The organism is Methylobacterium nonmethylotrophicum, assembly GCF_004745635.1.
GTDB lineage: Bacteria > Pseudomonadota > Alphaproteobacteria > Rhizobiales > Beijerinckiaceae > Methylobacterium > Methylobacterium nonmethylotrophicum.
The window spans coordinates 40416-57591 of the sequence record NZ_SRLB01000023.1 but is presented as its reverse complement, the minus strand read 5'-3'; the positions used below and the strand labels follow the sequence as shown (position 1 = coordinate 57591).

The window sequence follows — 17176 nt, the reverse complement described above, 5'->3', positions numbered from 1 at the left end:
CGCGGCAGGATCGTGCCGAAGCTGGAACGAGGCCGGCGCTCAGCGCCGGTTCGTCTCCAGGAAGGCGCCGATTCGCTCCAGCGCGCGAGAAATGTTCTCAGCCGAGTTGGCGTAGGACAGGCGCAGGTAGCCCTCGCCGTGGATGCCGAAATCCGGCCCGCCGATCGTCGCGACGCCGGCCTCCTCGAGGAGCGCCGAGGCGAGCGCCTTGGCCTTCCAGCCGGTGCCGGTGATGTTCGGGAAGGCGTAGAACGCGCCCTTCGGGATGATGCAGGAGACGCCCGGCAGCCGGTTCAGCCCCTCCACCACCAGCAGGCGGCGGCGGTCGAACTCCGCCATCATCGCTGACACGCAATCCTGCGGCCCGTCGAGGGCCGCGATCCCGGCCCATTGCGTCGCGGCGTTGACGCAGGAGAAGGAGTTGACCGCGAGCTTGCGGGCGGCGTCGTAGAGCGGCGCCGGCCAGACCGACCAGCCGAGGCGCCAGCCGGTCATCGCGTAGGTCTTGGAGGCGCCGTCGAGGTAGATCAGCCGGTCGCGGATCTCCGGATAGGCGAGCAGCGTGTGGTGGCGCTCGCCGTCATAGGTCATCGTGCCGTAGATCTCGTCCGACATGATGGTCACGTCGGGATGCTTGGCGAGGCCGGCGACCAGCGTGTCGATCTCGGCCTTCGGTGTCACGCCGCCGGTCGGGTTGGCGGGCGAGTTCAGGATCAGGAGGCGGGTGCGCGGGGTGATGAGCCCGAGCGTCTCCTGCGCCGAGAAGGCGAAGCCGTTCTCCTCGCGGATCGGCACCGGGACCGGCGTCGCGCCGGTGAACTCGATCATCGAGCGGTAGATCGGGAAGCCCGGATCCGGATAGAGGATCTCGGCCCCCGGCTCGCCGAACATCAGGATCGCCATGAACATGGTGACCTTGCCGCCCGGCACGATCATCACGCGGTCGGGCGAGACCTGGACGCCGAGGCGCCGGTCGAGGTCGCGGGAGACCGCCTCGCGCAAGGGGAGGATGCCGGTCGCCGGGGTGTAGCCGTGGTGCCCGTCGTGCAGGGCCTTCACCGCCGCCTCGACCACGTGGGGCGGGGTCGGCATGTCGGGCTGGCCGATGCCGAGGTTGATCACGTCGCGGCCGGCCTGGGCCAGAGCCGTGGCGCGGGCGAGCACCGCGAAGGCGTTCTCCTCCCCGATGCGCGAGAAGGCGGGGACGATGGCGGGCATTGGCGGTCTCTCGTTTCCTCGGACGGTCGAGGCGGGGCGCGAAGGGCCCCGCCGTCGTCGGGTCCCGCGGCCCTCTAGGTGCCGTCGGGACGGGTCGCTCAGCGCTGGGTGTTGCGCTCGGCCAGCCGGCTGGCCCCGAACGAGAGGGCGCCGCCGATGACGGTCAGGATGATGCCGGTCTTGATCGCCGACCAGAGCAGCGAGCGCTCGATGCCCTCGTCGGTCAGCATCAGGATCAGGCAGACCACGACCGGAATCGCCACCACGATGGCGATCGGAACGAGCGGGTTGGACGGCTTCTCTTGGCTCATCGGCGGCTCCCCGGTTTGTCGCTCGGACAACGGTCTTGGACAACGGTATCGAGCCGGCCTCATAGCACCGCTCGCCGGCGTTGCGACAGCACCACGGCGAGAAACTTTGGGCCCGCCGGGGTCGCAGCGGACAGGGTGCGGGCCATGCGCCCGGCGGTGTTGCCTTCCTGCACCGGCCGGGTCCATAGCTTCCTGCGAACGGTTCTCGACAAGAACGAACTCGGGAACGAACTCGGGAAGGACGACCTCGCCATGGCCCAGACGCCGCGCCCCCGCATCGACGCCAGCCGCCTGCGTTCGCGCCTCTGGTTCGACAACCCGGACAATCCGGGCATGACCGCGCTCTACCTCGAGCGCTACCTCAATTTCGGCCTCACGGTGGAGGAGCTGCGCGGCGGCAAGCCCCTGATCGGCATCGCCCAGACCGGCTCGGACCTCTCGCCCTGCAACCGCCACCACCTCGAGCTCGCCAAGCGCGTGCGCGAAGGCATCACGGCGGCCGGCGGCGTCGCGTTCGAGTTCCCGTGCCACCCGATCCAGGAGACCGGCAAGCGGCCGACCGCCTCGCTCGACCGCAACCTCGCCTACCTCTCCCTGGTCGAGGTGCTGTACGGCTATCCCCTCGACGGCGTCGTGCTGCTCACCGGCTGCGACAAGACCATGCCGGCCTGCCTGATGGCGGCGGCAACCGTGAACATCCCGACGATCTCGCTGAATGTCGGGCCGATGCTGAACGGCTGGAGCCGCGGCGAGCGCACGGGCTCCGGCACCGTGGTGTGGAAGGCCCGCGAGCGCCACGCCGCCGGCGACATCGACTACCAGCAGTTCCTCGACATCGTGGCCTCCTCGGCGCCCTCGACCGGCCACTGCAACACGATGGGCACCGCCTCGACCATGAACGCCCTCGCCGAGGCGCTCGGCATGGCGCTGCCCGGCTCGGCGGCGATCCCCGCGCCCTACCGCGAGCGGGGCCAGGCGGCCTACGCCACCGGCAAGCGGATCGTCGAGATGGTGTGGGAGGACCTCAAGCCCTCCGACATCCTGACCCGCGAGGCGTTCGAGAACGCGATCGTCGCCAACACCGCCATCGGCGGCTCGACCAACGCGCCGATCCACATCAACGCCATCGCCAAGCTGACCGGGGTGCCGCTCACCTGCGACGACTGGGAGCGCGTCGGCTACGACATCCCGCTCCTCGTCAACATGCAGCCCGCCGGGCACTATCTCGGCGAGGAATATTTCCGGGCCGGCGGCCTGCCGGCGGTGATGGCCGAGCTGCTCGAGGCCGGCAAGCTCCACGCCGACGCGCTGACCTGCAACGGCCGCACGGTGGCGCAGAACTGCGAGGGCGCCAAGACCTGGGACCGCGACGTCATCAAGCCCTACGGCGAGCCCCTGCGCGAGCGCGCCGGCTTCCTCAACCTCAAGGGTTCGCTGTTCGATTCCGCGATCATGAAGACGAGCGTGATCAGCCGCGAGTTCTACGACCGCTACCTCGCCAACCCGGACGACCCCTACGCCTTCGAGGGCCGGGTCGTGGTGTTCGACGGGCCGGAGGACTACCACCACCGCATCGACGATCCGGCGCTCGAGATCGACGCGCACACGATCCTGATCATGCGCGGCGCCGGGCCGATCGGCTATCCGGGCGCGGCGGAGGTCGTGAACATGCAGCCCCCGGGCGAGCTGATCCGCAAGGGCGTGCTGTCGCTGCCCTGCATCGGCGACGGGCGCCAGTCCGGCACCTCGGGCACGCCCTCGATCCTCAACGCCTCGCCGGAGGCGGCGGCCGGCGGCGGCCTCGCCCTGCTCCAGAACGGCGACCGCATCCGCATCGACCTCAACAAGCGCACCGCCGACATCCTGCTCCCCGAGGAGGAGATCCAGCGCCGCCGCGAGGACCTGAACGCCCGGGGCGGCTACCCCTATCCGGCGAGCCAGACCCCCTGGCAGGCGATCCAGCGCGCGATGGTCGCCCAGCTCTCCGAGGGCATGATCCTCAAGGGCTCGGAGGCCTTCCAGCGCATCGCCCAGACCTACGGCGTGCCGCGGGACAACCACTGACCTCGCACTGATCCCGGCCGCCCCGGACCGATGCCGGTCCGGGGCGGCCGCCCAGGCAGGACGGTGACCGATCGAACCGGATGGTGCGCGGCCGAGCGCGTGCGATCGCGGCAAGGTCGCTCGTGATTCCCCGCTCCTTGTCATGCATGAGCGCAGCGAGGCGCGAGAAGATCCCGGACGTCGAGAGAGCCTGCGGCTCCGGTGTCTTGGTGCATCTCACACAACTCCCGCTGCGCCGAGGCCACCACACTGAGCAAGGCCGGAGATCGGGAGTTTCGTGAGAGATACTTAACTTGCGGCCGCGCGGCCGTGCGGCCTTGAACCCGCATCTCTGGTCTGCGGTCATCAGTGTCTCGCACCGGAAAGCGCTTACACCGCGCGCCGCACGAGGCATCATCGGTTCTTAACATTTGCCCAGCTAAGAAATCGGCACATCTCCTCGACGGGCCGTGCTATGAAGCTCAGGTTGCCCAACATTGGCTTACGCGCCCAGATTGCAGCGCTTGGTGTCGGCGGCGTCGTTCTCCTGGGCATCATCTTCGCATCGGGTTCATATTCCCAGCAAAAACTTCAGGTCACGGCCGATCATGCGGCGGATCTGTCGCGGCTGATCGCCGCGATGGCGGAGGATCTGCTCAAGGCGCATCAGGTCGAGACCGACTTCCTGCTGCGCCGGCAGGAGGCGCTGCTCGGCGAGCGGCAGGCGTTGCTGGCCAAGGCCGGCGAGCGTCTGGCGGAGATCGAGCGCCGGGTCGCTCCCCTGCCGGACGATGCGCCGCTCAAGGCGGCGGAGACGCTGCGGGCCGGCCTCAACATCTACGCCACGCGCTTCCAGAACGTCGCCGCCGTGCAGCGCACCCTCGGCTTCACCGAGAAGGACGGCCTGCAGGGCCGGCTGCGCGCGGCCATCCACGACGTCGAGGCCCGCCTGGCCAGGGCCGACGAGCCGCGCCTGACCCTGCTGATGCTGATGATGCGCCGGCACGAGAAGGATTTCATGCTGCGGGGCGACGAGTCCTACGGTGAGGCCCTGCGCGCGCGGGCCGCGGAATTCGAGACGGCCCTGAGCCGGACCGGCCTGGCGAAGGCCGACCGGGCGGAGATCGCCGAGCTGGTCGACCGCTACCGGGACGGCTTCATGGCGTACATGGTCGGCGCCAGTAGCCTGAAGGAGGAGGCGGACGATCTCGCCACCATCTCGGCGCGCCTCGCGCCCCGCGTCGCCGAGGTGGCGCGGATCGCCGAGGAGGAGCACGCCCAGGCCCAGGCGGCGGTCTCGGCCTCCCGCGACTCGACCGGCCGGACGATTGTTGGATGCATCGCCCTCGTCATCCTCTGCGCCGCCGGCCTGTCCTGGTGGGTCGGCCAGCGCATCTCCGGCCCGCTCACGCGGCTGGCGGCGGCGATGGGGCGCGTCGCCGGCGGCGACCTCTCGGTCACCGTGCCGCCGTCCCGGCGCCAGGACGAGATCGGCGCCATCGCGCGCGCCTTCGCGGTGTTCCACGCCAAGATGGTCGAGAACGGGGCGCTCGTCGCCGAGCAGGCCGCCCTGCGTGCGAGGGGCGAGGCGGAGCGGCGCGCCGTGTTCCAGGGCATGGCGGACCGGTTCGAGGCGGCGGTCGGCGCGGTCGTCGCCACGGTCTCGGCCTCGGCCGGCGCACTCCAGGACACCGCCCGCGGCATGAGCGCCATCGCCACCGGGACCGCGGAGCGCTCCGCCACCGTGGCGGCGGCGGCCGAGGAGACGGCGCGCAACGTCGGGGCGGTCGCGACGGCGGCCGGGCAGGTCGGCGCCTCCGTCGAGACGATCGGCCGGCAGGTGCGCGACTCGGCCGACCTCGCGCGGCGCGCCGTGGCCGAGACCGACGAGACTGCGGACCTCGTGCGGGCCCTCGACGGCACCGCGGCGCGGGTCGGCGCCGTGGTCGACCTGATCTCGACCATCGCCGGGCAGACCAACCTGCTCGCGCTCAACGCCACCATCGAGGCGGCCCGCGCCGGCGAGGCGGGCCGGGGCTTCGCCGTGGTGGCGGCCGAGGTGAAGGCGCTCGCGGGCCAGACCGCGCGGGCGACGGAGGAGATCGGCGGCCAGATCGGGCAGATCCAGGCCGCGACGGCGCGGGCAGTCGGGGCGATCGGCACCATCACCGCGCGCATCCGCGAGCTCGACCAGGGCGCCGCCGCGATCTCGGCCGCCGTCGCGCAGCAGGGCGCCGCCATGCGGGAGATCGTGCGCAACGTCGACCAGGCCGCCGACGGCACCGGCGAGGTGACGCGCACCATCGTGGGCGTGGCGCAGGCCTCCGAGCAGGCCGGCAGCGCCGCCTCCGAGGTCCTGGAGGCGGCCTCGGCACTCGCGCGCCAGTCTTCGCATCTGGGCACCGAGGTCGCGGCCTTCATCGCCTCGGTCCGGGCGGCCTGACACCGGGGCGTTCCCGCGGTTTACAGCGACCTGCGCCCCGTGGAAGGTGGACGCCCCGATTCCCGCGAGACGAACCCCGATGACCGATTTCGCCGCGCGCCGCGCCGCCTTCCGGCGGCTCCACGAGGCCGGCTGCTTCGTGATGCCGAACCCCTGGGACATCGGCACCTCTCGCTACCTCGCGGCGATGGGTTTTCCGGCGCTCGCCACCACCAGCTCCGGCTACGCCTTCACCCGCGCCCTGCCGGACACCGACTGGGCGGTGCCCGTCGACGCGATGCTGGCCCATATCGCCGAGATCGTCGCGGCCACCGACCTTCCGGTCAACGCCGACTTCGAATCGGGCTACGCCCACGATCCCGAGGGCGTCGCCCGCAACGTCGCGGCCTGCATCGCCACCGGCGTCGCCGGCCTGTCGATCGAGGACGCCACCGGCGATCCCGACCGGCCGCTCTACGCGATCGAGGAGGGCGTCGCGCGCATCCGCGCCGCCCGGGCGGCGATCGCCGCGGCCGGCGGCGACGTGCTGCTGACCGGCCGGGCCGAGTGCTACCTCACCGGCCACCCCGAGCCGCTGCCGGAGGCGATCCGCCGGCTCCAGGCCTATGCCGAGGCCGGCGCCGACGTGGTCTACGCCCCGGGCCCGAAGCGGCGCGAGGACATCCGCACCCTGGTCGAGGCCCTGGCGCCGGTGCCGGTCAACATCCTGATGAGCACCAATCCGGGCCTCAAGGTCGCGGATCTCGAGGCGCTCGGCGTGCGCCGGATCAGCGTCGGCTCGTCGCTCGCCCGCGCGGCCTGGACCGGCTTCATCCGGGCGGCCCGGCGCATCCACGACGAGGGCAGCTTCGGCGGCTTCGACGGCTCGGTGAGCTTCTCCGAGATCAACGGCTTCTTCCGCCGGGACCTGAAGGAGCGGGGCTCCGCATGAGCCGCGATTCCGCCGGCCTGCCGGTTCCCGGGGGCGCCCTGCGGCGGGCGGTGCCGGCGGATGCCGCGTCCCTCGCCGCCCTGCAGGAGGCCGCCTACGCGCCGAATCGCCCGCTCCTCGGCGTCGAGCCGGTGCCGCTCCTCACCCCGGCCGCCGAGGTGCTGGCGCGCTACGAGGTCTGGCTCGCGGAGGTGGACGGGGCGCCCGCCGGCGCCCTGGTGCTCGACCCGCACCCCGACCACCTGACGATCTGGAGCGTCGCGGTCGATCCCTCCCGGCAGGGCGGCGGCCTCGGCAATGCCCTGCTGGCGGCGGCGGAAGCCCGGGCGCGGGACCTCGACCTGTCGGAGCTCCGGCTCTACACCGGGGACAAGCTCGTGCGGAACATCGACTGGTACGCCCGGCGGGGCTACGCCACCGAACGGGTCGAGGAATTGCCGGACCGGCGCCTCGTCCACATGCACAAGCGCCTCGCCTGAGGGCGACGCGGCAACGGGACAAGCCCCGCCGGGGAGCGGGGCGAGGATGCGGGAGGACACGAGATGGCAGGACGGCTGACGGGCAAGCGCGCGGTCGTGACAGCGGCGGGCCAGGGGATCGGGCGGGCCATCGCGGCGGCGTTCCTGGCCGAGGGCGCCGAGGTGCTGGCGACCGACCTCGACGCGGCTAAGCTCGACGGGCTCAAGGGGGCGCAGGCCGCCTCCCTCGACGTGCGCTCGGACGCGGCGGTGGCGGCCTTCGCGAAGGGGGCCGGGCCGGTCGACGTGCTGGTCAACGCCGCGGGCTTCGTCCACCACGGCACCATCCTCGATTGCACCGATGCCGAGTGGGAGCTGGCCTTCGACCTCAACGTGCGCTCGATGCACCGCACGATCCGGGCCTTCCTGCCCGGCATGCTCGAGCGCGGCAACGGCTCGATCGTCAACATCGCGTCGGCGGTCGGCGCCGACGCCACCGCGCCGAACCGCTACGTCTACGGCGCCTCGAAGGCGGCGGTGGTCGGCCTCACCAAGGCGGTGGCGCGGGACTTCATCCGCAGCGGCGTGCGGGCCAACGCGATCTGCCCCGGCACGATCCAGTCGCCGTCCCTCGACGAGCGCATCGCGGCCTTGGCCGAGATGAACAAGACCTCGGTCGAGGCCGCCCGCCAGGCCTTCATCGACCGCCAGCCGATGGGCCGGCTCGGCACCCCGGAGGAGATGGCCTCGCTCGCCGTCTATCTCGCCTCGGACGAGTCCCGCTTCACCACCGGCCAGACCCACATCGCCGACGGCGGCTTCACGCTCTGACGGCGGCGAAGGAGTTCATCCCATGCATATCCTCATCCTCGGCGCCGCCGGCATGGTCGGGCGCAAGCTCCTCGACCGCCTGGTCAAGGACGGCAGCCTCGGCGGGCAGACGCTCTCGCGCCTGACCCTGCACGACGTGGTGCCGCCCGAGGCCCCGGCCGGCACCCGGGTCCCGGTCTCGCTCTCGGCCTCCGACTTCTCCGAGCCCGGCGAGGCCGAGCGCCTGGTCGCCGGCCGGCCGGACGTGATCTTCCACCTCGCCGCCATCGTGTCCGGCGAGGCCGAGGCCGATTTCGACAAGGGCTACCGGATCAACCTCGACGGCACGCGGCGCCTCTACGACGCCGTGCGGGCGATCGGCGAGGGCTACGCGCCCCGCCTCGTCTTCACCTCGTCGGTGGCGGTGTTCGGCGCGCCGATGCCCGAGCCAATCCCCGACGAGTACCTGTCGGCGCCGCTCACCAGCTACGGCACCCAGAAGGCGATCGGCGAGCTGCTCCTCTCCGACTATTCCCGCCGCGGCATCTTCGACGGCATCGGCATCCGGCTGCCGACCATCTGCGTGCGGCCCGGCAAGCCCAACAAGGCGGCCTCGGGCTTCTTCTCCGGCATCATCCGCGAGCCCCTGGCCGGGCAGGAGGCCGTGCTGCCGGTCTCCGACCAGGTCCGCCACTGGCACGCCTCGCCGCGCTCGGCGGTCGGCTTCCTGATCCACGCCGCGACCCTCGACACCAAGCGCCTCGGCGACCGCCGCAACCTGACCATGCCGGGCGTCGGCGCCACGGTGGCCGAGCAGATCGAGGCCCTGCGCCGCGCCGCCGGCGACGCCGCCGTCGCCCGCATCCGCCGCGCCCCCGATCCCACCATCGAGCGCATCGTCGCCGGCTGGCCCCGCACCTTCGACACCCGCCGGGCACTCGAACTCGGCTTCACGGCCGAGCCCGACTTCGACGCGATCGTGCGGGCGCATATCGAGGACGAGCTGGGCGGCAAGGTGCCGGCGTAATCAGCAGCTTTCAAGATAAGGCGCAGGTCTCCCCTCTCCCGTGTGGGAGAGGGGATCCCGCGCTCTACTTCGACTATCGTGCGGCCCAAAAAGAAGCGGGCGGCACTCGCGTGCCGCCCGCTCTCAATTCATCGTCCGACGGCTTCAGCCCCGCTGGGCCATCGTCACGTAATCGCGCTTCGGCTCGCCGGTGTAGAGCTGGCGCGGGCGGCCGATCTTCTGGGACGGGTCCTCGATCATCTCGGCCCACTGGCTGATCCAGCCGACGGTGCGGGCGAGCGCGAACAGCACCGTGAACATCGAGGTCGGGAAGCCCATCGCCTTGAGCGTGATGCCCGAGTAGAAGTCGATGTTCGGATAGAGCTTCTTCTCGATGAAGTACTCGTCCTTGAGGGCGATCTGCTCCAATTCCATCGCGACGTCGAGGAGCGGATCGTCCTTGATGCCGAGCTCGCTCAGCACCTCGTGGGTCGTCTTCTGCATGATGCGGGCGCGCGGGTCGTAGTTCTTGTAGACCCGGTGACCGAAGCCCATCAGGCGGAAGGGATCGTTCTTGTCCTTGGCCTTGGCGACGTACTCGCCGACGCGCTCCGGCGTGCCGATCTCGGCCAGCATCTTCAGCGCCGCCTCGTTGGCGCCGCCATGGGCCGGGCCCCACAGGCAGGCGATGCCGGCCGCGATGCAGGCGAAGGGATTGGCACCCGAGGAGCCGGCCAGCCGCACCGTCGAGGTCGAGGCGTTCTGCTCGTGATCGGCGTGCAGGATGAAGATCCGGTCGAGCGCGCGCGACAGGACCGGGTTGGCCTGGTACTCCTCGCACGGCACCGCGAAGCACATCCGCAGGAAGTTCGAGGTGTAGTCGAGGTCGTTCTTCGGGTAGATGAACGGCTGGCCGATCGTGTACTTGTACGCCATGGCCGCCAGTGTCGGCATCTTGGCGATCATGCGCATGGAGGCGATCATGCGCTGCTTCTCGTCCGTGATGTCGGTCGAGTCGTGATAGAAAGCCGAGAGCGCGCCGACCGAGGCCACCATGACGGCCATCGGGTGGGCGTCGCGGCGGAAGCCCTGGAAGAACCGGTTCATCTGGTCATGCACCATCGTGTGGCGCGTGACGCGGTAGTCGAAATCGGCCTTCTGGGCCGCGGTCGGCAGCTCGCCGTACAGCAGCAGGTAGCAGGTCTCGAGGAAGTCGCCGTGCTCGGCCAGCTGCTCGATCGGGTAGCCCCGATACAGCAGCACGCCCTCGTCACCGTCGATGTAGGTGATCTTCGATTCGCAGGACGCCGTCGAGGTGAAGCCCGGGTCGTAGGTGAACTGTCCGGTCTGCGCGTACAGCTTGCTGATGTCGATGACGCTCGGACCGATCGTGCCGGTCTTCGTGGTCATCTCGATCGCGCGGCCGTTCACCGTGAGGGTGCTGGTGGGGAGGCTCATGGGGTTGCGGACCCTTTCCATCAACGTGACTGAGCGACGGCGTTCCGACCGCGGCCCCCGGTGCAGGGCAGCGACTTTGCTGCGGGTGCTCACTCGCCGACCGGGTTAGCGGATCGACGCACCGGCATCAACAGTGGCTCCCCGCCCGGGTGACAGAATTCAGATTCTGTTCATGCCCGTTCGGAACCGCCCCGCGACGGTGGATTCGCGGGGTGCACGGCCGGGTTGTGCCGGCAAGAATTGCGACCAACCCGGTCCGAGCAAGTCTCAGGCCGCGGCCTGGTCGCGCAGGCGCCCGAGGCTTTCGTCCCGGCCGAGCACCGCCATCACGTCGAAGAGCGGCGGCGAGGTCGCCCGGCCGGTGAGCGCGGCGCGCAGGGGCTGGGCGACCTGCCCGAGCTTGACCCCGGCGCTCTCGGCGAAAAGGCGCACCGCGCCCTCGGTCGAGGCGGCGCTCCACTCAGTGAGGCCCTCGAGATGGGGAAGCGCCCCGGCGAGCCGCTCGCGGCCGCCATTGCCGAGGAGGCCGGCGGCCTTCTCGTCGAGGGCCAGCGGGCGCGGCGCGTAGAGGTAGTAGGCGCTGTCGACGAGCTCGATCAGGGTCTTGGCCCGCTCCTTCAGGCCCGGCATCGCGGCGATGAACGTCCGGCGCAGCTCCGGGGGGAGGGGGGCCGACAGGCCCCAGCGCGCGCCTTGGGTCGGCAGGATCGCCTCGATCGCCTGGACCAGGGCCTCGTCGGAGGACGAGCGGATGTAATGGCCGTTGAGGTTCTCGAGCTTGGCGAAGTCGAACCGGGCCGGCGAGCGGCCGACCTGGGCGAGGTCGAAGGCGGCGATCATCTCCTCCGTGGAGAAGATCTCCTGGTCGCCGTGGCTCCAGCCGAGGCGCACGAGGTAGTTGCGCAGGGCCGCCGGCAGGTAGCCGAGGTCGCGATAGGCATCGACCCCGAGCGCGCCGTGGCGCTTCGACAGCTTGGCGCCGTCCGGCCCGTGGATCAGCGGGATATGCGACATGCTCGGCACGTCCCAGCCGAGCGCCTGGTAGATCTGGGTCTGGCGCGCCGCGTTGGTGAGGTGGTCGTCGCCCCGGATGACGTGGGTCACGCCCATGTCGTGGTCGTCCACCACCACCGCCAGCATGTAGGTCGGCGTGCCGTCCGAGCGCAGCAGCACGAGGTCGTCGAGATCCTTGTTCTGCCACACCACCCGGCCCTGCACCGCGTCCTCGACCATGGTCTCGCCGTCGGTCGGCGCGCGGAGCCGAATGACCGGCTTGACGCCGGCGGGAGCCTCGGCGGGGTCGCGGTCGCGCCAGCGGCCGTCGTAGCGGATCGGCCGGCCCTCGCGGCGGGCGGCCTCGCGCATCTCGGTCAGCTCCTCGGGCGTGGCGTAGCAGTGATAGGCCCGGCCGGCGGCGAGAAGCCCCTCCGCCACCTCGCGGTGCCGGGGGGCGCGGGCGAACTGGTAGACCACGTCGCCGTCCCAATCGAGGCCGAGCCAGGCCAGCCCGTCGAGGATCGCCTCGATGGCGGCTTGGGTCGAGCGCTCGCGGTCGGTGTCCTCGATGCGCAGCAGCATCCGGCCGCCGTGCCGGCGGGCGTAGAGCCAGTTGAACAACGCCGTGCGACCCCCGCCGATATGGAGGAAGCCCGTGGGCGAGGGGGCAAAGCGGGTGACGACGGAGGCCATGCGCGACGAGAACCGGGTGAGAGCCGAGAAAAACGATGGGGCCGGGGCCGTTCGGGCAGGGTCGCACGAGTCGACCCGCCGGCGCCGGGTCCTGTAGCATGCGCGAGACGAGCCGTTAAGAAACCGTCTCCGGGCCCGGGCCTTCGCCGGAACCCTCCGGGGAGCGGCGGTTGCGCGCAGCCTCGTCGCGAGGCGGACGATGGCGGGGCCGGGCGCGGGAACGGGGGTGGTGGCGCGCAGTGTTCGCGCGCTGCCGGCGCCCGTGATGCGTCTGCCGGCTCTCGGCGGATGGGTCTCCGCCGGGCTCGGCAGGGAGGCGGCGCAGCGCCGGCTGTTTCCCTGGCTGGCTGTGGCGTTCGGGGCCGGTGCGCTCCTCTTCTTCACCGCGGCGGACGGGGCGCCGGTCCTGGCGGCGCCCTTCGGGGCCGGTCTGGTCCTGGCCGCGGGCGCCGTCGCGCTCCGGGCGCGCGCCGTGGCGCCGGCCCTGTTGCTCGCGGCGGCCTTCGTCCTCCTCGGCTTCGGTGCCGCCGCCTGGCGGGTCGCCAGCGTCGCCGCACCCGTCCTCACCCGCACGGTGATCGCGCCGCTCGACGGCTTCGTCGAGGCGCTGGAGGAGCGGGAGGAAGGCGCGCGCCTGGTGATCCGGGTCATCCGCCTCGGCGAGATGGCGGCCAGCGAGCACCCGGCCCGGGTGCGGGTCTCCTACCGCCGCGCCGACGTGCTCAAGCCGGGCGACTTCATCGAGGCCAAGGCCCGCCTGCTGCCGCCACCGGAGCCGGCGCGGCCGGGCGGCTACGATTTCTCCCGCGATGCCTATTTTCGCGGCATCGGCGCCGTCGGCTCGCTCCTCGGCCCGGCCGCCGTGAAGGCGCCGCCCGAGCCGGCGCCCTGGAGCCTCCGGGCCGCCGCCGCCCTCGACGCGGCCCGCAACGGACTGACCCGCCGCATCGCCGAATCCAACGGCGGTCAGGCCGGCATATCCCAGGCCGGCGCGGTGGCGGCGGCGCTCGTCACCGGCAAGCGCGGCCTCATCGACCAGGACACCAACGACACCTTAAGGGCGGCTGGCATCTATCACGTCGTGTCGATCTCCGGGCTGCACATGGTGCTGGCCGCCGGCGTGGTGTTCTGGCTCGCCCGGGCGCTCCTCGCCCTCGTGCCCGGCCTGGCGCTCGCCTGGCCGATCAAGAAGATCGCCGCGGGGTTCGCGATGGTCGGGGTCACCGCCTATTGCGCCTTCTCGGGCTGGGACCTCGCCGCCGAGCGCTCGCTGGTGATGACGCTGGTGATGCTCGGCGCGATCCTGGTCGACCGGCCGGCCTTGAGCCTGCGCAACCTGGCGCTCGCGGCGCTCCTCTCGCTCGCCCGCGAGCCGGAGGGCCTGCTCGGCCCGAGCTTCCAGATGTCGTTCGGGGCGGTGGCGGGGCTCGTCGCCTGCGCCCGGCTGATCGAGGGGCGCCTGTGGAATCCGGAGGGCGGCGGCGCGATCACCAGAGCCCTCGCCTGGTGCCTCGCGACGGTCGTCGGCACGCTCGCCACGACGCTGGTGGCGCAGATCGCCACCGCGCCCTTCGCCACCTACCACTTCCAGACCGTCCAGCCCTTCGGTCTCGTCGGCAACGCGCTCACCCTGCCGCTGGTCTCGCTGGTGGTGATGCCGGCGGCGGTGCTCGGCATCCTGGCCCATCCCTTCGCCCTCGACCGGCCGGTCTGGTGGGCGATGGGGCTCGCCGTGCGCGGCATGCTCGACATCTCGGCCTGGATCCAGGGCTTCGACCGCGCCACAATCGTGCTGCCGGCCTTCGGCCCCGGCGCCCTCGGGCTGATGACGGTGGCGCTCCTGCTTCTGGTGCTGCCGGCTTCCGGCCTGCGCTGGCTCGGCCTCGCCCCCGGCCTCCTCGGCCTGGCGCTGGCGGCGAACCCTGAGCGGCGCGACCTCTACGTCGACCGCGAGGGCGGCGGTGCGGCTCTCCGCGGCGCCGACGGCCGCCTCGTCGTGCTCGGGCGCCCGCCCGCCTTCGTGCTCGAGCAATGGCTGAAGGCCGATGGCGACGGCCGCTCCCGCGATGATCCCGACCTCACAGCGGGGGCCCGCTGCGACAAGCTCGGCTGCGTCGGGTACGGGCCCGGCGGGGCCAGCGTGGCTCTGGTCCGCGACAAGCGCGCCTTCCCGGAGGATTGCGCCCGGGCAACCGTGCTGGTCACCCGCCTCGCGGCGCCGCCGGGATGCGCCGCCCCGCACGTCCTCGACAAGACCTTCCTGGCCGCCCACGGCGCCACGACCCTGCGCTTCACGCCGGCCGGCCCGGTGATCGAAACCGCCAAGCGCCCGGGCGAGGCCCGGCCCTGGCGGCCGGCGCCGGTGGTCGCGACGCCGCCCGCCGCTCTGGTGCCGCGCCCGGCGCCCGCGCCGGCGCAGCCGCCGGACGGGGAGGAGGGTGAGGTCCAGGCCGAGCCTTGAGGGCCCGGTGCTGCAGCCCTCAGCCCAGCCGCCAGTCGATCGGCTCCAGCCCCTTCTCCTCCAGCCACGCATTCGCCTGGCCGAAGGGCCGGCTGCCGCGGAAATCCGCCCGGCGGTTGAGGGGCGAGGGGTGGCCGGCCTCCAGCACCAGGTGCTTCGCCTCGTCGATCAGGGCGGCGCGATGGCGGGCCGGCGCACCCCAGAGCAGGAAGGCCACCGCCGGGCGCGTCGACGAGACCGCCGACACCGCCTGGTCGGTCAGCGCCGACCAGCCGAGCTTCATGTGCGCGCCGGACTTCCCCGCCTCGACGGTGAGCGCCGCGTTGAGGAGCAGCACGCCCTGGCGCGCCCATGGGGTGAGGTCGCCGGAGGTCGGCACCGGCGCGCCGGTCTCCTCCGCCATCTCGGCGAGGATCACCTTCAGGGAGGCCGGCAGCCGGCGCCCGCCGACATAGGAGAAGGCGAGGCCGTGGGCGTCGCCCGGGGTCGGGTAGGGGTCCTGGCCGAGGATCACCGCCCGCACCTTATCGAGGGGCGTCAGGGTCAGGGCATTGAAGATGTTCTCCGGCGCCGGCAGCACCCGGGCGCCGGCCTCCCGACGGGCATCGACCGCGCCCGCCACCCGCTCGGCGCTGCCGTCCTCGAAGAACGGCAGGGACAGCCAGGGGGATCGGGTGGCGCGGAAGCGGGCGAGCGCGCCCGCTACGGAATCGTCTGTCGGCAAGGAGACCTCGGGATCGGGGCTTGGGGGTCAGCGAATCGTCAGACGCCCCGTCTCGATGGTCAGCGGCGCGTTGGCGCGGATGTAGGACATCACCACGTTGGCGACGAGCGTGCCGTCGGTCGCGCCGACCAGGGTACGCCCCTCGGCCAGCATCCCGTAATCGTTGCCTCCGGCGAGCATGAAGTTGTTGGCCGCCACCGTGTAGGTCCGGGCCGGATCGAGGGGCGCGTCGCCGACCGTGACCGCCGTGACCCGCTTGCCGGCGGGCCTGCCGGTCTCGACCGTGACGGCGAGGCCCGAGACCTGCGGGAAGCGGCCGGCCGGGCGGCCGATCTCGGAAAATCCGTTCTCCAGGGCGGCGAGCACCGTGGCGCCGCTGACTTTCACCAGGACCGAGGTGTTGCCGAAGGGCAGCTCGGTCAGCACGTCGCGGCGCGTCAGCTCCGCGCCGGCCGGATAGAGGCGGTTGCCCCGGATGCCGCCGCCGTTCATCAGGCCGATCTCGGCCTCGGCCTGCTTCCGCAGGGCGTCGGCCACCAGCGAGCCGAAGACGCTCTCGCCCTGGCGCACCGCGCCGGTGCGGGTGTCGAGGGCGTTGGTCACCCGGCCGAGCGGCACGTCGAGCTCGCGGGCAAGGTCGCCCTCCAGGCGCCGCACCACCGCCTCCACCTCGGAGTCGGGCTCGACCTCGGCGGTGTCGTGGATGCGGAACGCCGCGCTCCAGGTGAGCGCCTTGCCGCTGCCCTCCGCCTTCACGTCGATGGCGGTGACGTACTCGGCATCGTGGCCGGATTCCGCGAAGACCGTGCGGCCGTCGTAGCGCAAAGCGAGGTCGTGGTCGTGGCCCGAGAGCACGATGTCCGCGAGCCGGCTCGCCACCAGGGCCTCGTCGGTCGCCCGGTCGGTGTGGGTGACGGCGAGCACCATCTCGGCGCCGGCGCCCCGCAGGGCGGTTGCTTCCCGGGCCAGGGTCGCGAGCGCCGGTCCAAAAGCCCAGTCGCCCGATTGCGACTTGGCCTGCGTCTCCGGCAGTGCGAGGCCGACCACGCCGACCTTGATCCCGCCCAGCGTCAGGATCGTCGAGTCGCTCGTGCCCGGCACCGGCGTGCCGTCGGCCCGGCGCAGGTTGGCGGCGAAGACCGGGAAGTTGGCGGCCCGCATCCGCTCCAGGTAGATGTCCTGGCCGAAATCGAACTCGTGGTTGCCCGGCACGAACACGTCGGGCTTGATCAGGTTGGTGAGCTCGATGATGTGGCGGCCCTTGTCGATGCCCGACATCAGCGAGGGCGAGAGCGTATCGCCGGCGTGGCAGACCAGGACCGGGTGACCCTTCGCCCGCTCGGCCTTGACCAATGCGGCGAGCTTCGGGAAGCCGCCGCGGCCGTCGAGCGCGCCCATGCGGTAGATGTCGTTGACGAGCAGGAGCGTGAAGTCGACGTCCGGCCCCCGCGCCGCGGCGGGCCCGCTCACCATGCCCAGGACGCTACTACCGAGGCCGGCCCCGAGGCCGAGGGCGAGGGTCTGGCGGCGGCTGGGCGAGGTCATGCGGGGCTCCGGTGGGCAGGCCCGCCCATTGTCTCACGGCCTTCTTGACCGTTGAATGTCCGGCGCGTTGCCGCAGGTA

The 17176-nt window shown here is 72.0% G+C and carries 13 protein-coding genes; 7 read left to right on the top strand and 6 right to left on the bottom strand.

Annotation, left to right across the window (positions count from 1 at the left end):
* Positions 1-39 precede the first annotated feature (39 nt).
* Positions 40-1218 carry a pyridoxal phosphate-dependent aminotransferase gene (locus EU555_RS25660; protein WP_135418147.1) on the bottom strand — a complete coding sequence of 393 codons (1179 nt, stop codon included), beginning with the start codon at positions 1216-1218 and terminating at the stop codon, positions 40-42.
* Between the two features lie 98 nt (positions 1219-1316).
* The gene (locus EU555_RS25655; RefSeq protein WP_135418145.1) at positions 1317-1529 is read right to left on the bottom strand and encodes a hypothetical protein; all 213 of its coding nucleotides are present in this window, start codon (positions 1527-1529) and stop codon (positions 1317-1319) included.
* 252 nt (positions 1530-1781) lie between these two features.
* Here EU555_RS25655 and EU555_RS25650 point away from each other — a divergent pair, with 252 nt between their 5' ends.
* The 6 genes from EU555_RS25650 (at position 1782) to denD (ending at position 9241) form a co-directional block, all read left to right on the top strand.
* Positions 1782-3593, top strand: coding sequence for an IlvD/Edd family dehydratase (locus tag EU555_RS25650; protein WP_135418143.1), 1812 nt, complete (start codon positions 1782-1784; stop codon positions 3591-3593).
* Between the two features lie 619 nt (positions 3594-4212).
* Complete coding sequence (locus EU555_RS25645; RefSeq protein WP_167858663.1) at positions 4213-6015, top strand: methyl-accepting chemotaxis protein; 1803 nt, start codon at positions 4213-4215, stop codon at positions 6013-6015.
* A 79-nt stretch (positions 6016-6094) separates the two neighbouring features.
* The gene (locus EU555_RS25640) at positions 6095-6946 is read left to right on the top strand and encodes an isocitrate lyase/PEP mutase family protein (protein ID WP_135418140.1); all 852 of its coding nucleotides are present in this window, start codon (positions 6095-6097) and stop codon (positions 6944-6946) included.
* Positions 6943-7425 (top strand): GNAT family N-acetyltransferase, encoded by a 483-nt coding sequence (locus tag EU555_RS25635; RefSeq protein ID WP_135418138.1) that lies wholly within the window; start codon positions 6943-6945, stop codon positions 7423-7425. Before EU555_RS25640 ends, EU555_RS25635 begins: the two co-directional genes overlap by 4 nt.
* A gap of 63 nt (positions 7426-7488) precedes the next feature.
* Positions 7489-8235, top strand: coding sequence for an SDR family oxidoreductase (locus tag EU555_RS25630; protein WP_135418137.1), 747 nt, complete (start codon positions 7489-7491; stop codon positions 8233-8235).
* Between the two features lie 22 nt (positions 8236-8257).
* A complete protein-coding gene (gene denD, locus EU555_RS25625; RefSeq protein WP_135418135.1) occupies positions 8258-9241 on the top strand; it encodes a D-erythronate dehydrogenase in 984 nt (327 codons plus the stop codon).
* A gap of 144 nt (positions 9242-9385) precedes the next feature.
* On the opposite strand, the gene gltA is transcribed toward denD, so the two are convergent.
* Together gltA and gltX are read right to left on the bottom strand one after the other, a co-directional pair.
* On the bottom strand, positions 9386-10678 hold the full coding sequence (gltA, locus tag EU555_RS25620) for a citrate synthase (RefSeq protein WP_135418133.1): 1293 nt from the start codon (positions 10676-10678) through the stop codon (positions 9386-9388).
* 267 nt (positions 10679-10945) lie between these two features.
* A complete protein-coding gene (gene gltX / locus EU555_RS25615; RefSeq protein ID WP_135418131.1) occupies positions 10946-12367 on the bottom strand; it encodes a glutamate--tRNA ligase in 1422 nt (473 codons plus the stop codon).
* Positions 12368-12566: 199 nt separating this feature from the next.
* Here gltX and EU555_RS25610 point away from each other — a divergent pair, with 199 nt between their 5' ends.
* A complete protein-coding gene (locus tag EU555_RS25610) occupies positions 12567-14828 on the top strand; it encodes a ComEC/Rec2 family competence protein (RefSeq protein WP_135418129.1) in 2262 nt (753 codons plus the stop codon).
* Between the two features lie 19 nt (positions 14829-14847).
* On the opposite strand, the gene ung is transcribed toward EU555_RS25610, so the two are convergent.
* Complete coding sequence (gene ung, locus EU555_RS25605) at positions 14848-15552, bottom strand: uracil-DNA glycosylase (RefSeq protein ID WP_135418128.1); 705 nt, start codon at positions 15550-15552, stop codon at positions 14848-14850.
* Positions 15553-15579: 27 nt separating this feature from the next.
* Complete coding sequence (locus EU555_RS25600) at positions 15580-17097, bottom strand: bifunctional metallophosphatase/5'-nucleotidase (RefSeq protein ID WP_135418126.1); 1518 nt, start codon at positions 17095-17097, stop codon at positions 15580-15582.
* Between the last annotated feature and the right edge of the window lie 79 nt (positions 17098-17176).

Bases quoted from the DNA above. Each gene is read 5' to 3' on its own strand.
- EU555_RS25660 (WP_135418147.1), bottom strand. From the start codon at position 1,218: ATGCCCGCCATCGTCCCCGCCTTCTCGCGCATCGGGGAGGAGAACGCC.
- EU555_RS25655 (WP_135418145.1), bottom strand. From the start codon at position 1,529: ATGAGCCAAGAGAAGCCGTCCAACCCGCTCGTTCCGATCGCCATCGTG.
- EU555_RS25650 (WP_135418143.1), top strand. From the start codon at position 1,782: ATGGCCCAGACGCCGCGCCCCCGCATCGACGCCAGCCGCCTGCGTTCG.
- EU555_RS25645 (WP_167858663.1), top strand. From the start codon at position 4,213: ATGGCGGAGGATCTGCTCAAGGCGCATCAGGTCGAGACCGACTTCCTG.
- EU555_RS25640 (WP_135418140.1), top strand. From the start codon at position 6,095: ATGACCGATTTCGCCGCGCGCCGCGCCGCCTTCCGGCGGCTCCACGAG.
- EU555_RS25635 (WP_135418138.1), top strand. From the start codon at position 6,943: ATGAGCCGCGATTCCGCCGGCCTGCCGGTTCCCGGGGGCGCCCTGCGG.
- EU555_RS25630 (WP_135418137.1), top strand. From the start codon at position 7,489: ATGGCAGGACGGCTGACGGGCAAGCGCGCGGTCGTGACAGCGGCGGGC.
- denD (WP_135418135.1), top strand. From the start codon at position 8,258: ATGCATATCCTCATCCTCGGCGCCGCCGGCATGGTCGGGCGCAAGCTC.
- gltA (WP_135418133.1), bottom strand. From the start codon at position 10,678: ATGAGCCTCCCCACCAGCACCCTCACGGTGAACGGCCGCGCGATCGAG.
- gltX (WP_135418131.1), bottom strand. From the start codon at position 12,367: ATGGCCTCCGTCGTCACCCGCTTTGCCCCCTCGCCCACGGGCTTCCTC.
- EU555_RS25610 (WP_135418129.1), top strand. From the start codon at position 12,567: ATGGCGGGGCCGGGCGCGGGAACGGGGGTGGTGGCGCGCAGTGTTCGC.
- EU555_RS25600 (WP_135418126.1), bottom strand. From the start codon at position 17,097: ATGACCTCGCCCAGCCGCCGCCAGACCCTCGCCCTCGGCCTCGGGGCC.